Here is a 13515-nt window from a genome sequence, read left to right as displayed (position 1 = left end):
CATGACCACCGCCTCCGTCCAGCCGCCCCCGGTGCCCGCCTCCTCCCCGGCGGCCGGGAAGCCGCCGAGGAGCCGCTGGGGCCTGTGGGCCCAGGGCGACTTCCGCAAGCTCTGGATCGGTGAGACCACCAGCGGCCTCGGCACCGCCGTCGGCAACGTCGCGCTCGCCCTGGTCGCCGTCGTCACCCTCGACGCCTCGCCGTTCATGGTCGGGGTGCTGACCGCCTCCGCCTGGCTGCCGTGGCTCTTCCTCGGCCTGCTGGCCGGGGCCTGGGTGGACCGCTGGCCCCGCCTGAAGGTGATGCTGGTCTGCGACCTGCTCCTGCTGGTGCTGTTCGGCAGCGTGCCGGTGGCCGGCTGGTTCGGCGTGCTGACCATGGCCCAGCTGGTGGCGGTGGCGCTGCTGGCCGGCGCGGTGAAGGTGTTCCTTTCCACCGCGTACGGCGCCGTCCTGCCCTCGCTGGTCGCCAAGAAGGACCTGCTGGAGGCCAACGTCAAGCTCCGGTCCGGGGACGCGGCGGCGGAGATCGCCGGCCCCGGCCTGGCCGGTCTGCTCGCCCAGGCGTTCGGCGCGGCCAGCGGTCTGCTCGCCGACGCCGCCACCTACCTCGTGTCGGCGCTCTTCCTGGGCTCCATCCGGGCCGAGGAGAAGCCGCCGCCGGTGTCCGAGCGGCGCGGGATCCTGCGCGAGATCGGCGAGGGCGTCCGGTTCCTGGTGCGCGACCCGTACCTGCGGACCCTCGCGAGCTTCGCGGCCGTCGGCAACCTCGGCCTCAACGGCATCCAGGCCGTTCAGATGATCTTCCTGGTCCGCAGCGTGGGCGTGACGCCCGGCGGCGTCGGGGCGGTGTTCGCCGTGGTGTCGGTCGGCGGCCTGGCCGGTGCCGCGCTCGCCGGGCGGATCGCCCGCCGGTTCGGCACGGCGCGCGGCCTGCTGCTGTGCGAACTGGTGGGAGCGCCGTTCATCCTCCTGCTGCCGCTGGCGGGGGAGCGGCTGCCGCTCCCGGTGAGCGCGGCGGCCTGGGCGATCGCGGTCTGCGGCGTCATCGCCGGAAACGTCATCGCCGGCAGCTTCTACCAGGCATACTGCCCGCCCGCCATGATCGGCCGGATCCGGGCCAGCGCCTCGACCGTCAACTTCAGCGCCATCCCGGTGGGCGCTCTGCTCGGCGGCTGGCTGGGCGGCCTGCTCGGTGCCCGCACCACCCTGTGGATCATGGCGAGCGTGCTGCTCTCGGCCGGCGCCGTGCTCCTCGCCAGCCCGCTGCGCCGGCTGCGCAGCTTCCCCGACCGGCCCGCGTCCTCCTGAAACCCCTCGTCCCTCCCCGCCGTCCGGTCCCCTCCCGGCGCGCACCTCCCGACCTCCCGGAGCCCTCCATGACCCGCACCGCGCGCCCGCGCCGCTTCCTGATGTGCCGGCCGACCCACTTCGAGGTCAGCTACGCGATCAACCCCTGGATGGACCCCGCCAAACCGGTCGACACCGACCTCGCCGTCGTCCAGTGGGAGCGGCTCCACGACCTGTACGTCGAACTGGGCCACCGCGTCGACCTGATCGACCCGCTGCCCGGACTGCCCGACATGGTGTACGCGGCGAACGGCGCCACCGTCGTCGACGGCAAGGTGCTCGGCGCCCGGTTCCGCAACGCCGAGCGGGCCGCCGAAGGCCCCGCCTACCTGGAGTGGTTCCGGGCCCGCGGCTTCACCGCCCACGACCCGCTCCACGTCAACGAGGGCGAGGGCGACCTGCTGCTGACGGGCCGGCACCTCCTTGCCGGGCGTGGCTTCCGCAGCGAGTCCGCGGGACACGCGGAGGCCCAGGAGTTCCTCGGCCGCCCGGTGATCGGCCTGGACCTGGTCGACCCGCGCTTCTACCACCTCGACACCGCGCTCGGCGTCCTGGACGCCGACCAGATCGTGTACTACCCCGGTGCCTTCTCGGCCGGCAGCCGGGCGGTGCTGCGACGGCTGTTCCCGGACGCGGTGCGCGTGGAGGAGGAGGACGCGGAGGCGTTCGGGCTCAACCTGATGAGCGACGGCCTGAACGTGGTGCTGCCCGAGGCCGCGACCGGCGTGGCGGCCCGGCTGCGGGAACGCGGCTTCCGGCCCGTCGGGATGGACCTCTCGGAGCTGCTCAAGGGCGGCGGCAGCGTGAAGTGCTGCACCCTGGAGATCCGTGAGGCCGTCTGACCCGTACGGGACGGACGGCCTCGGCCCCGAGCGGCCCCCGATGACCCTTTGAGCAGCACTCCCGGGTCAACGCCTGGGCCGACCCCCCGATCAACGACGGCGGTCGACGCACGGTGCTCGTGCGTCGATCGGCCGTTGAACGCGCCTTGCCATGGTGGTGCCATCAGCCCGGAGCACTCCGGGAGCCCCGAAAAAACCCCTTCCCACCAGGGAAGACGTCCTAGGGAGCAGACATGGCGAAGCGTTTCGACACCCTCGGTGCCACCCGGATCCGCCTGGCCGTCGCGGGCCTCGGCCTCGGCGCGGTGATCGCCCTCGCAGCGGCGGGCACGGCGACGGCCGACGGCAGCACCGGCGCCGGCCAGAGCGGGGCCGTCACCGGCACGGTGGCCACCCCCACCCCCACCCCGACCGACGACAAGGACTGGAACAGCACCGGCTCCTGAGCCGCCGTACCGCGACGCCCCTCCCGCGCAGGACCGTTTCTCCCGGCCATGGCCGCCAGGTCCTCACGGATCGACCAGCGCGAGCTCCGGCTCTTCGAGGAGCCCCGCCACCTCGGCGGCCTCCGGCAGCCCCAGCCGGCAGAAGATCTCATGCGCCTCCCGCAGCCGCACCCCGGCCTCGGCCCCGCGCCCCAGGTCCCGCAGCGCCCCGCCCAGCACCACCAGCGCCTGCGCCTGGTCCCGTTCCGCCCCCAGCTCCTCGCACAGCACCAGCGCCTGCCCGGCGTGGTCGAGCGCCTCGTCGGCCCGGCCCAGCGACCGCAGGCTGTCCGCGAGCCGGTAGCGGGCGTGCGCCGCCCGGTCGCGCAGACCGGCACCCGTCGCCACCGCCAGGCACTCCCCGAACCAGGTCACCGCCTCCTCGTGCTGCCCGAGCCCGTGCAGCGCCAGGCCGAGCACGTACAGGGTGTACGCCCGCCCGGGCTCGTCCTGCCGGGTGCGCAGTTCGGCGAGCACCGCGTGACAGATCTCCACCGCCTCGGCGGCCCGCCCGCTGCGGACGCGTGCGAGCGCGGCGTTCACGGTCGTCACCAGGGCGCCGGAGCGGTGCCCCAGCTCGTTCGCGAGCACCAGGGCCTCGTCGTAGTGGTCCACCGCCTCGTCGAAGCGGCTGAGGAACTGGCAGATCAGCCCGAGGTCGTTGAGGGCCTGGCGCAGGATCACCGTGTCTCCGGCCGTCCGCGCCGCGGTCACCGCCTGGCGGGCAGCCGCCTCGGCCGCGTCGAGACGGGTCGCCGCCAGGGCCACGTTCCCGCGCAGGAAATGCGCCCGACCGGCCGCCCGCACGTCACCGTGTCGTACCGCGGCCTCGGCCAACGCGTCCGCGGTCGTCGCGAGTTGACGGCTCGGCGGACTGAGGACGAACGGGGTGAGCGCGATCAGCAGGTCGATCGCCGCCCGCAGCGCCGTCCAGGGCACCCCGTCCGGAGCCCCGCCCCGGTCCGTCGGCCCCGTCGGCACCCCGGCCCCGGCACCGGTCAGCACCCCCTCCGTTGCCCCGTCCGTCATCGCGGCCGATGCCCCCGCGGGCCCGCCGGTCGTCGTCCCCCTCGTCACTCCGGCCGCCATTCCGGTCGGCGGACCCGCGCTCGCGTCCGCCGCGACCTGGGCCGCCAGTGCCGCCGCGCCCGCCCGTTCCGCCGCCGCCCACTCCCGGGCCGCGTCCCGTCCGGCCAGCGCCACTCCCGGGGAGCGGGCCGGGCCCAGTGCGCCCGCCGCCGGGTCGCCGGGCACCGCGTGCTGGAAGGCGGTGCAGGCCGTGGCGAGGAGATGGTCCAGCAGCCGGTCCCGGGCCGCCACCGCCTCTCCGGCAGCCGCCTCCCCGGCGGCCGCCCCGCCGCCCGCCGCCGCACCGTCCGCCGCCGAGGCGCGGTCCCCTTCCTGCGCGGGACGCCGCCGCGCGAACGCCCGCAGCAGGTCGTGGTAGCGGTAGCGCCCCGGGAACGGCGACTCGACCATCGCCACGTCCACCAGCGCCTCCAGGAGGTCCTCGGCGTCGTACTCGTCGAGGTCGAGCAGCGCGGCGGCGGCCGGGAGGCCGATGTCCGGACCGTCCACCGAGGCGACGAGCCGGAACGCCCTGGCCTGGTCGGCGGTCAGCTGCCGGTAGCTCAGTTCGAAGGCCGCCGCGACCGCGAGGTCGCCGATCCGCAGTTCGTCGATGCGCCGCCGCTCCACCTGGAGCCGGCGGCTCAGGGTCTCCACCGTCCAGCCCGGGCGGGCCGCGAGCCGGGCGGCCACGATCCGGACGGCGAGCGGCAGATGGCCGCAGGCCACCACCAGTTCGCGCGCCGCCTCCCGTTCCGCGTCCAGCCGTGCCGCGCCGATCGTGCGGCCGAGCAGGTCCAGCGCCTCGGCGGGCTGGAACACGTCCAGGTCGACCTGGACCGTGGCCGGGATCCCGGCGGGCCGGGTGCGCCCGGTGGTGAGGACCGCGCAGCCGACCGATCCCGGGAGCAGCGGCCGGATCTGCGCCGCGTCCTTGGCGTTGTCGAGCACCAGCAGCAGCCGCCGCCCGTCCACCACGGACCGGAACAGCGCCGACCGCGCGTCGAGACCGTCCGGCACGGCGTCGCCCGGCACTCCGAGCGCGACCAGGAAGCCGCTGAGCACCGCCTCCGGATCGGCCGGTACGGGGTCGGAGCCGCGCAGGTCCACGTACAACTGGCCGTCCGGGTAGCTCTCCCGGACCCGGTGGGCCACGTGCAGGGCCAGCGCGGTCTTGCCGACCCCGCCCATGCCGACCACGGTGGCGATCACCAGTGCCTGGGCGGAGGGGGTGCCGAGCGCCTCGACCAGCATGCGGACGGACGCGGTCCGTCCGGTGAAGTCGGCGGCGTCCGGCGGGAGCTGGGCCGGTCTGGGCGGTGCGGCGGCCGGTCTCGCGACCGCTTCCCGCGGGTCCCTGCCGTCCCGCTCCGTCCGGCGGCCGGAGTCGGCCGCGTGAGGAGCGGAACCGTCCCCCTCCGCACCGTCGCCACCGGGGCCGTGCGCGCCGGATCCGGCCCGAGCCGCCTCCGCGTCCCGCCGCTCGTCCTGCGGGACCGGCCCCGAACCCGGCCCCGAACCCTCGGATCCCGCCGCCCCTGCCCCCGCTCCTGTCCCCGCGCCCGCTTCCGCCCCTGCTCCGGTCCCCGGCTCCGTCCCCGCGGCCGTGACGGCGGCCGTCGCCGACCGGGCGGTCACCGGGCTCGGTGCCGGAGCGGCCAGGGCCGGATCGCCCTCCAGAATCCTCCGGTGCAGGTGGTCCAGTTCCGCCCCCGGGGCGACGCCCAGCTCGGCGAGGAACAACTGCCGTACGCCGCGGAACACGGCGAGCGCGTCCGCCTGCCGTCCGGCCTGGTACAGCGCCCGCATCAGCAGCCCGTACGCCCGCTCGTGCAGCGGGTGTTCGGTGGTCAGCGAGGTCAGCTCGGGGATGCAGCGCGAGTGGCGGCCGAGCGTCAGGTCGAGGCCGATCCGCTCCTCCAGGAGGGTCAGCCGCAGTTCTTCGAGCCGCTGCCGGTGCCGTTCGGCGAACGGGCCGGGCACACCGGCCAGCGGCTCGCCCTGCCACAGCTCCAACGCCTGGTTGAGCAGGTCGCGGGCGCGCAGCGGATCGGTCCGCGCGGTGCGCTCCGCCTCGCTGCCCAGCGCCTCCGCCCGTGCCGCGTCCACCGCGAGCTTCGGCAGGACCAGCCGGTAGCCGTCGCCCATCGACACCAGCACGCTCGACGCCGGACGTTCGGACCCGGCGCCGGAACCGGACCCGGCTCGGGCGCCCGTGGCCTCGGCCCCCTCCTCGCCCTTCCCCTCGGCGTCCAGCACCTTGCGCCAGCGCCATGCGTAGGTGCGCACCGTGGTCATGGCCGCGCCCGGCGGCTCCTCGCCCCACAGCGCGGAGATCAGATCGGTGGCACTCGCCGCGTACCCCGGCCGCAGCAGGAGCACCGCCAGCATCGCCTGCTGCTGCGGACTGCCCACCTTGAGCGCCGTGGCGCCCCGGTGAGCCCGCATCAGACCGAGTAACGAGAAACGGAGATCGCCCATTGTGCCCCCAACACCCCGGAACACGGTGCCCACCCCCGTCGGCACGCATGTCAGATTTGTGTCACCTTTTTAACCACAGCGTCGTGCTCGGTGTCGAGAGTGTGTTGAGCGTGTGGTGACCGGGTGTTGAACCGTACTGGGCAGAATCGTCGTGCCGCGGGCCCGCCGGAGACGGTACCGGGACCGCCGCCCGCCCCTCTCGCCCGCCGGTGGAGCCGGGCCCTGACCCTACCTTCGGAGGCGGACGTCGTGAACACCGCACTGCTGTACCGGCTGCTCGACGCCGACCCGGCCGACGGCCCCGCCGAACTGCTCCACCGCGCCCGGTCCTGTCGCCATCTGCCGCACCTGGTGCTCTCCGCGCTGGTCCGCGACGGGGTGCGGATGGGCGAGCCCGCGCGCGACGAACTGCGCCGGGCCCGCGACCGCGCCGCCCACTACGCCCGCCTGGCCGCCGGCCTCGCCCGGTCCACCGGCGTCCGCCCCCTCCGCGGTCTCCCGCTCGCCGGTTACTACCCGGCCGGTCTGCTGCGGCCGCTGGACGGCCTCGAACTGGTCGCCCCCGACGAGGCGGCGCTCTGGCAGGCCGTCGTCCGCGTGGTCACCGACCACCCGGTGGAGCACATCGACGTGTCGCTGCTCGGCGAGCGCCCGCACCACACCGCCGTCACGGTCCACTGGCCCGCCGAGGACCCGCTGGCCGACCCCTGGTACCGCGTCCACCTCAGCACGGCCGCGCTTCCGGGTGACGGCGCGACCGTGCCGGTACGGCCGTACCTGGTCGCCGACGAGCCCGTGGAGTGCCTCATCGCCCTCGCCGAGTCCCGGTTGCACCGGCCCGCGCTGCCCCCCGGTCCCGTGACCCTCCTCGACGTCGCCGGGCTCACCGGCCGTCCCTTCGAACCCGCGGAGACCGCCGCCGTCGTCGCCGCCTACCGGCTGGCCCCGGAGGCCGCCGCGCTCCTGGACCGGGCCGCCGACCACCTGCCGCTCGGCCCCCTCGCCGCCGTCCGCGCCGCTCTCGCGCGCGAGCTCGCCCCCGAACACCGGCGCCGCGCCGAGGCGTCCCGTACTCCGCCGCGCCCCGCTCGGCACGGTGTCCTCCTCCGACGCACCGTCATCCGGCACACCTGGGACCGCGCCCGCTTCCTCACTCCCGCGGCCGGCACCCCGCTGCTCCTCACGCCGGTCGCCGACTTCCTCCTGACGCCGGGCCCCGCGTGCCCGGCCGAGAACGCGTGTCCGGCCGAGAGCGCCTGTCCGGACGACTCCGCCGGCCCCGCGGCCCCCGGCCTCCGCGCCGCCGCCCTCCGGGCGCTCCACCAGTGGGACGCCCTGTGCTGACGGCTCAGGGGCGGGGGGACGGGTGGCGGTGGTGATGCGCGCAGCGGGGTGTGGTGAGGAGCCGCCGGACCTGCTCTCCGGCCTCGGCGGCGTCGCGCGCCGTCGCCGGGAAGAGCAGGCGCAGGTCGCAGTGTCCTTCGCGGTACTCGCAGCGCAGCGTGATGCCGTGCCGGTCGACGGCGAGGGGCATCGCCCGCACCACGCCGTGCGGCAGGCGCGAACCGGCGAGGACGACGAGGTCGGCCACCATGTCCTCGTGGGCGTCGGCGAGATGCGTGAGCATCGCCGCCTCCTCGACGGCGAGCGGGTCCGCCTCGGCGAGGGCGAAGGCGCCGAGGCCGACCTCGTGGCGAGCGGTCGCGGTGCGCAGCGTCACCCGCGCCGGTTCGAGCCGGGCCGCACCGCCGCCCGGCGCCCCGGTGGGGACGAGCCGTCCGGAGACCGTCACCCTGGCGCGTACGCGGTCGCGCAGCGGGGTGGGCGCGATGTCGGTGAACTCCAGTACGGCGGGGGAGCCGTCGCCCGGCCCGGTGGCGATCCGCACGGCGAGGGGACTGTCGGCCGGGAGGTGGAGGGTGATCCGCCCGTCGGCGTCCACGGAGTGCATGCCGATCAGGTCGACGTCCTGTCCCTCCAGGGTGAGGGTGAGGGAGATGGCCCGGGCCAGTACGGAACGGACGTGCTCGGCCGCGGTCTGCTCGGGCGGGACGGTGTCGTGGGCGGCGCTCAAGGGGACTCCTCGCGGGACGGATCGGCGACTGAGGTAAGGCTAACCTAACTTATTGCCCACTCGGTGGACCAGCCCTCCCACCGCCCCGCCGTCCTGCCGACATCCACCGCCCGGAACGGCCCTCCGCCCGAGGTGGTCCCGGAGTGGCCACTGGGCTCCACGCCCATGACCACTGACCGTCCCTCTGGTGGCCGGCCCTGCCGCTCGCCGCCGGGCTCGCCGTGACGGGCGTACGGGAAGGGCGCGCGGCCGTCACGGGTCTGGCCGTGACCGTCGAGGCGGCCGTGGACACCGGCCTGGACGGCCTGGCCGAAGCCCTCGGGGTGCCGCTGCGGCACGGCCGGGTCCCGCCCGCCGACGGCGCGTTGGTCAACGCGCTCCTCCACAAGGGCCGCTGAGGCCGCCGCCCCGCCCCCGCCCGGCCGGAGCCCGGCACCCGCCGCACCCGGACCGCCTCGCACGACCCCGGGCGTGGACCGCGTCGAGCGGGGCAGGCGTGGGGCGTGCCCTCCCCCTTCGGAGGGCACACGGACCCGGGCCCGGTGTGCCGGAAGGGCGCCGACGAGGCGGGATGGCACGCTCGGGCGGGCGGGACACCGTACGGCGATGGCGAGGGAGCACGTGACGCAGCCCAGAAGGCGAAGCGCCCGGGACACCGAGCTCATGAGGAAGCTGCGGCGCGATCCGTTCGTCGTCCAGACCGTGCGGTCCACGGCGGCGGCGACCCTGTCGTACGTCGTCGCCCTCTGGCTCAGCAGCGAGGCGGCGCCCCTGACCGCGCCGCTGACCGCCCTGCTCGTCGTGCAGGTGACGCTGTACTCGACCCTCACGACCAGTCTGCGCCGGGTCAACTCCGTCGTCGTGGGCGTGCTCATCGCCATCGCGTTCAGCGTGCTCGTCGGCCTCTCCTGGTGGAGCCTCGCCCTCATCATCCTGGCCTCGCTCCTCGTCGGCCGGATGGTCAAGGTGGAGGAGTTCGTCCCCGAGGTCGCCATCAGCGCGATGCTCGTGCTCGGCGTCACCCAGGTGGCCCACACCGCCTGGGACCGGGTCCTGGAGACGCTGATCGGCGCCGTCGTCGGCATGCTCTTCAACCTGGTGCTCGCACCGCCCGTCTGGGTGGACACCGCCGGGGAGTCCATCGAGGACCTGGCCCGGCGGATGCGCAGACTGCTGCTCGACGTGGCCGAGGAGTTCACCGGCGCCACCCCGTACGAACGGGCCGCGGCCCGGCTGCACGAGGCGCGCCGCCTCGACAACGACGTCGCCGACGTCGACGCCGCCCTGCGCACGGCCGAGGACAGCCTCCGGCTCAACCCGCGCGTCAAGGAGGGCCTGCTGCACCGCATCGTGCTGCGCACCGGCCTGGACACCCTGGAGATCTGCGCCGTCGTGCTGCGCGTGCTGACCCGCACCATCACCGACCTGGCGAAGGAACGCGCCGGCCGGGACCTGCTGCCCCGCTCCACCGCCCTCGCCCTCCAGGAGACCGCCCAGCACACCGCCGACGCCTTCGTCAGCTTCGCCGTCCTCGTCACCGTGTCCGGCAGCGAGGCGGCCGAGGCGGCCGAGACCCGGCTCGCCGGCGAACTGCGGGCCGCCCGCGTCTGCCGCGACCGCGCCGCCGACCTGCTGCTCGCCCTCGCGCTGAGCGAGCCCGCCCGGTGGCAGCTCTACGGGGCGATGCTCACCGAGGTCGACCGCATCCTGGACGAGCTCGACCCCGAGCACCGGGGACGGCGCCTCATGGAAGAGCTCGACCGGCAGGGGCGCGAACGCCGCGAACGGCGCGCCCGGCGCCTGCGGCTGACGTCCCGGCGGGGCGGGTCCCGCAAGCGCCCACGGGGGAGGAAGGCGGACCGGGAAACGCGGGGGACCATCCACGAGAAAGAGGAGAGGGAGACATGACGGCCCCATCGTCGTCCGCGCCCGTGCCGGAGGAGACCGGCACGGTCACCACCGCCGTACCGGCGCGCCTGGACCGGCTGCCCTGGTCACGCTGGCACTGGATGATCGTCATCGGTCTCGGCACCGTCTGGATCCTCGACGGTCTCGAAGTCACCATCGTCGGCAACGTCGCCGGCCGCATCGCCGAGGACGGCAGCGGACTGGCCATCACCTCCGCCCAGGTCACCGGCGTCGCCGCCGCCCTGTACGTGGCCGGAGCCTGCTCCGGGGCGCTGTTCTTCGGCTGGCTGACCGACCGCTACGGCCGCAAACGGCTCTTCATGGTGACGTTGGCGGTCTATCTGGCCGCGACCGCGCTGACCGCGCTGTCGACCGAGGTCTGGTGGTTCTTCCTCTTCCGCTTCCTGACCGGCTTCGGCATCGGAGGCGAGTACGCGGCCATCAACTCCGCCATCGACGAACTGATCCCGTCCCTCTACCGGGGCCGGGTCGACCTGATCATCAACGGCAGCTACTGGCTCGGGGCCATCGGCGGCGCCCTGCTGTCCATCGTCATGCTGGACACCGACATCTTCCCCGAGAACGTCGGCTGGCGGCTCAGCTTCGCCCTCGGCGTGGTCCTCGGCCTGGTCATCCTGCTCGTCCGCCGGCACGTACCGGAAAGCCCGCGCTGGCAGTTCATCCACGGCCGCGGCGAGGAGGCGGAGAAGCTCGTCGCCTCCGTCGAACGCGAGATCGAGCGGGAGAAGGGCGAGCCGCTCCCGCCGCCCGCCCGTGAGATCACCATCCACCAGCGCAAGAGCGTCGGATTCGGCGAGATCGCGAAGACCGTCTTCGCCCGCTACCCCCGCCGTGCCGTCCTCGCCCTGTCGCTCTTCATCGGCCAGGCGTTCCTGTACAACGCGATCACCTTCGGCTTCGGTGCCATCCTCACCACCTTCTACGACGTGCCGACCGGGCACACCGGCTACTACTTCGCCGTCATCGCCGCCGGCAACTTCGTCGGCCCGCTGCTGCTCGGCAGGCTCTTCGACACCGTCGGCCGCCGCATCATGATCTCCTCCACCTATCTGCTGTCCGGCCTCCTGCTGTTCGCCACCGCCTGGCTCTTCGACCGGGGCTCCCTGAGCGCGGCCGGCCTCACCGCCTGCTGGTGCGTGGTGCTCTTCTTCGCGTCGACCGGCGCCTCCAGCGCCTACCTGACCGTCTCCGAGGTCTTCCCCATGGAGACCAGGGCCATGGCCATCGCCTTCTTCTACGCCCTCGGCACCGCGGCCGGCGGCATCAGCGGACCCCTGATCTTCGCCGGCCTCACCGAGTCCGGCGTGGTCGCCGACACCGTCCTCGCCTTCCAGATCGGCGCCGCCCTCATGTGCGCCGCCGGCCTCGTCGCCGTCTTCCTGGCGGTGAACGCCGAACGCCGCTCCCTGGAGGACATCGCCGAGCCCCTCTCGACGGCCAAGCCGTCCACGGAGCGCGTCCGGCCCTGACGGTGGCCAAAAACGTCTCTGCACGAAGACGGCACCGGCGTTTCCGCCGCCGCGACGCGGCCCCGGAGCGCCGGGCACGTCCTGCGCGTCCCCACCGAAGACATCACACCAAGGAGAACGGGAAAGGCAGTTGGCGCCCGGGCGCGGCGAGGAGCCGCCGCCCGGGCGCCCTCGCGCGACTGGCTCGAATGCGGCAGGTGACCCGGATAAACCCCACACCGAGCAAGATCACCGCATCGAGGTAATGCCTCCGGTCTCATGCGGCACGCCGTGCACACGGAGCGTTACTGTTCCCCAGGATCTGGCCGATCTGGCCGGTCTGGCCCGGATTCCCGGTGATTGACCCGGGTTTTCCGCATTCCGCCTTCCAAAGGAGTACCCGTTCCATGACCGTTGAGACCGGTCCGGAGTCCCAGGTGGAGCCGCCGCGGCAGCAGTCCAGCCTGAGCACCGCGGCTGCCCGGAACCTCGCCACCACGACCAAGTCCGCCCCGCAGATGCAGGAGATCACCTCCCGGTGGCTGCTGCGCTCGCTCCCCTGGGTGGAGACGAAGGGCGGCGCCTACCGGGTGAACCGCCGGCTCACCTACACCGTCGGGGACGGGGTCATCGAGTTCGTCCAGGACGGCGCCGCCGTCCGCGTGATCCCCCGCGAGCTCGGCGAACTGGCCCTGCTGCGCGGCTTCGAGGACGAGGACGTGCTCACCGCCCTGGCCGGCCGCTGCGTCCAGCGCGACTTCCGCGCCGGCGAGGTCCTCGTCGAGCGCGGCGCGCCCGCCGACCAGATCCACCTCATCGCCCACGGCCGGGTCAACCAGGCGTCCGTCGGCAAGTACGGGGACGAGGTCTCCGTCGCCGTCCTCGCCGACGGCGACCGCTTCGGCGAGAACGCCCTCCTGGACGCCGACGCCACGTGGGACTACACCGCCACCGCCGAGACCCCCGGCACCCTGCTCACCCTCTCCCGCTCCGACTTCGCCTCCGTGATGGCCCAGGCGCCCAGCCTCGAGGCCCACATCCAGGCGTTCAGCTCCCTGCCCCAGCAGCGGCAGAACCGTCACGGCGAGGCCGAGATCGCCATGTCGGCCGGCCACGTCGGCGAGGTCGAACTGCCCGGCGCCTTCGTCGACTACGAGCTCAACCCGCGCGAGTACGAGCTCTCCGTCGCCCAGACCGTCCTCAAGGTCCACACCCGCGTCGCCGACCTCTACAACGGCCCGCACAACCAGACCGAGGAACAGCTCCGCCTCACCATCGAGGCGCTGCGCGAGCGCCAGGAGCACGAGCTCGTCAACAACCGCGAGTTCGGCCTCCTCCACAACGCCGACTTCAAGCAGCGCATCCAGCCCCACTCGGGCCCGCCCACCCCGGACGACCTCGACGAACTGCTCTGCCGCCGCCGCGGCACCAAGTTCTTCTTCGCCCACCCCAAGACCATCGCGGCCATCGGACGCGAGTTCAACGCCCGCGGGCTCTACCCGGACCACGTCGACCTCGGCGGCCAGCTCGTACCGGCCTGGCGCGGCGTCCCGATCCTGCCCTGCAACAAGATCCCGATCAGCAAGGAGCAGACCAGCTCCATCATCGCCATGCGTACCGGCGAGGACAACCAGGGCGTCATCGGCCTGCGCCAGACCGGCCTGCCGGAGGAGTACGAGCCGGGCCTCTCGGTGCGCTTCATGGGCATCAGCGAGCAGGCGATCATCTCGTACCTCGTCACCACCTACTACTCCGCCGCCGTCCTCGTCCCCGACGCGCTCGGCGTGCTGGAGAACGTCCAGATCGCCCGCAGGCGCGACTAGGACGCCCGTCGAGGAAC

The 13515-nt window shown here is 74.1% G+C and carries 10 protein-coding genes; 8 read left to right on the top strand and 2 right to left on the bottom strand.

Features of this window, described 5'->3' with window-relative positions; translation table 11 throughout:
- Window position 1 precedes the first annotated feature (1 nt).
- The 3 genes from ABD954_RS03835 to ABD954_RS03825 all read left to right on the top strand — a co-directional run bounded on the left by ABD954_RS03835 (window position 2) and on the right by ABD954_RS03825 (window position 2636).
- The gene (locus ABD954_RS03835; protein WP_345484316.1) at window positions 2-1309 is read left to right on the top strand and encodes an MFS transporter; all 1308 of its coding nucleotides are present in this window, start codon (window positions 2-4) and stop codon (window positions 1307-1309) included.
- Window positions 1310-1377: 68 nt separating this feature from the next.
- Window positions 1378-2190 (top strand): dimethylargininase, encoded by an 813-nt coding sequence (ddaH, locus tag ABD954_RS03830; RefSeq protein ID WP_345484315.1) that lies wholly within the window; start codon window positions 1378-1380, stop codon window positions 2188-2190.
- A gap of 233 nt (window positions 2191-2423) precedes the next feature.
- Window positions 2424-2636: a hypothetical protein gene (locus ABD954_RS03825; RefSeq protein ID WP_345484314.1), complete on the top strand. Its 213-nt coding sequence runs from the start codon at window positions 2424-2426 to the stop codon at window positions 2634-2636.
- 63 nt (window positions 2637-2699) lie between these two features.
- Here the strand turns inward: ABD954_RS03825 and ABD954_RS03820 are convergent, their stop codons facing one another.
- Window positions 2700-6191 (bottom strand): AfsR/SARP family transcriptional regulator, encoded by a 3492-nt coding sequence (locus tag ABD954_RS03820; protein ID WP_345484313.1) that lies wholly within the window; start codon window positions 6189-6191, stop codon window positions 2700-2702.
- Between the two features lie 282 nt (window positions 6192-6473).
- Here ABD954_RS03820 and ABD954_RS03815 point away from each other — a divergent pair, with 282 nt between their 5' ends.
- Complete coding sequence (locus tag ABD954_RS03815) at window positions 6474-7568, top strand: hypothetical protein (RefSeq protein WP_345484312.1); 1095 nt, start codon at window positions 6474-6476, stop codon at window positions 7566-7568.
- A 4-nt stretch (window positions 7569-7572) separates the two neighbouring features.
- Here the strand turns inward: ABD954_RS03815 and ABD954_RS03810 are convergent, their stop codons facing one another.
- On the bottom strand, window positions 7573-8298 hold the full coding sequence (locus ABD954_RS03810; RefSeq protein WP_345484311.1) for a DUF2470 domain-containing protein: 726 nt from the start codon (window positions 8296-8298) through the stop codon (window positions 7573-7575).
- 266 nt (window positions 8299-8564) lie between these two features.
- Between ABD954_RS03810 and ABD954_RS03805 the strand changes: the two genes are divergently transcribed.
- The 4 genes from ABD954_RS03805 (at window position 8565) to ABD954_RS03790 (ending at window position 13498) form a co-directional block, all read left to right on the top strand.
- Entirely contained in the window at window positions 8565-8696 is a 132-nt protein-coding gene (locus ABD954_RS03805; RefSeq protein WP_345484310.1) for a hypothetical protein, read from the top strand.
- 265 nt (window positions 8697-8961) lie between these two features.
- On the top strand, window positions 8962-10206 hold the full coding sequence (locus ABD954_RS03800; protein ID WP_345484309.1) for an FUSC family protein: 1245 nt from the start codon (window positions 8962-8964) through the stop codon (window positions 10204-10206).
- Entirely contained in the window at window positions 10203-11696 is a 1494-nt protein-coding gene (locus ABD954_RS03795; RefSeq protein WP_345484308.1) for an MFS transporter, read from the top strand. Before ABD954_RS03800 ends, ABD954_RS03795 begins: the two co-directional genes overlap by 4 nt.
- 386 nt (window positions 11697-12082) lie before the next feature.
- Entirely contained in the window at window positions 12083-13498 is a 1416-nt protein-coding gene (locus ABD954_RS03790) for a family 2B encapsulin nanocompartment shell protein (protein WP_345484307.1), read from the top strand.
- Window positions 13499-13515: the final 17 nt, after the last annotated feature.

The sequence above is a fragment of the Streptomyces roseoviridis genome (assembly GCF_039535235.1).
Lineage (GTDB): Bacteria > Actinomycetota > Actinomycetes > Streptomycetales > Streptomycetaceae > Streptomyces > Streptomyces roseoviridis.
This window is presented reverse-complemented; position numbering and strand designations above follow the sequence as displayed.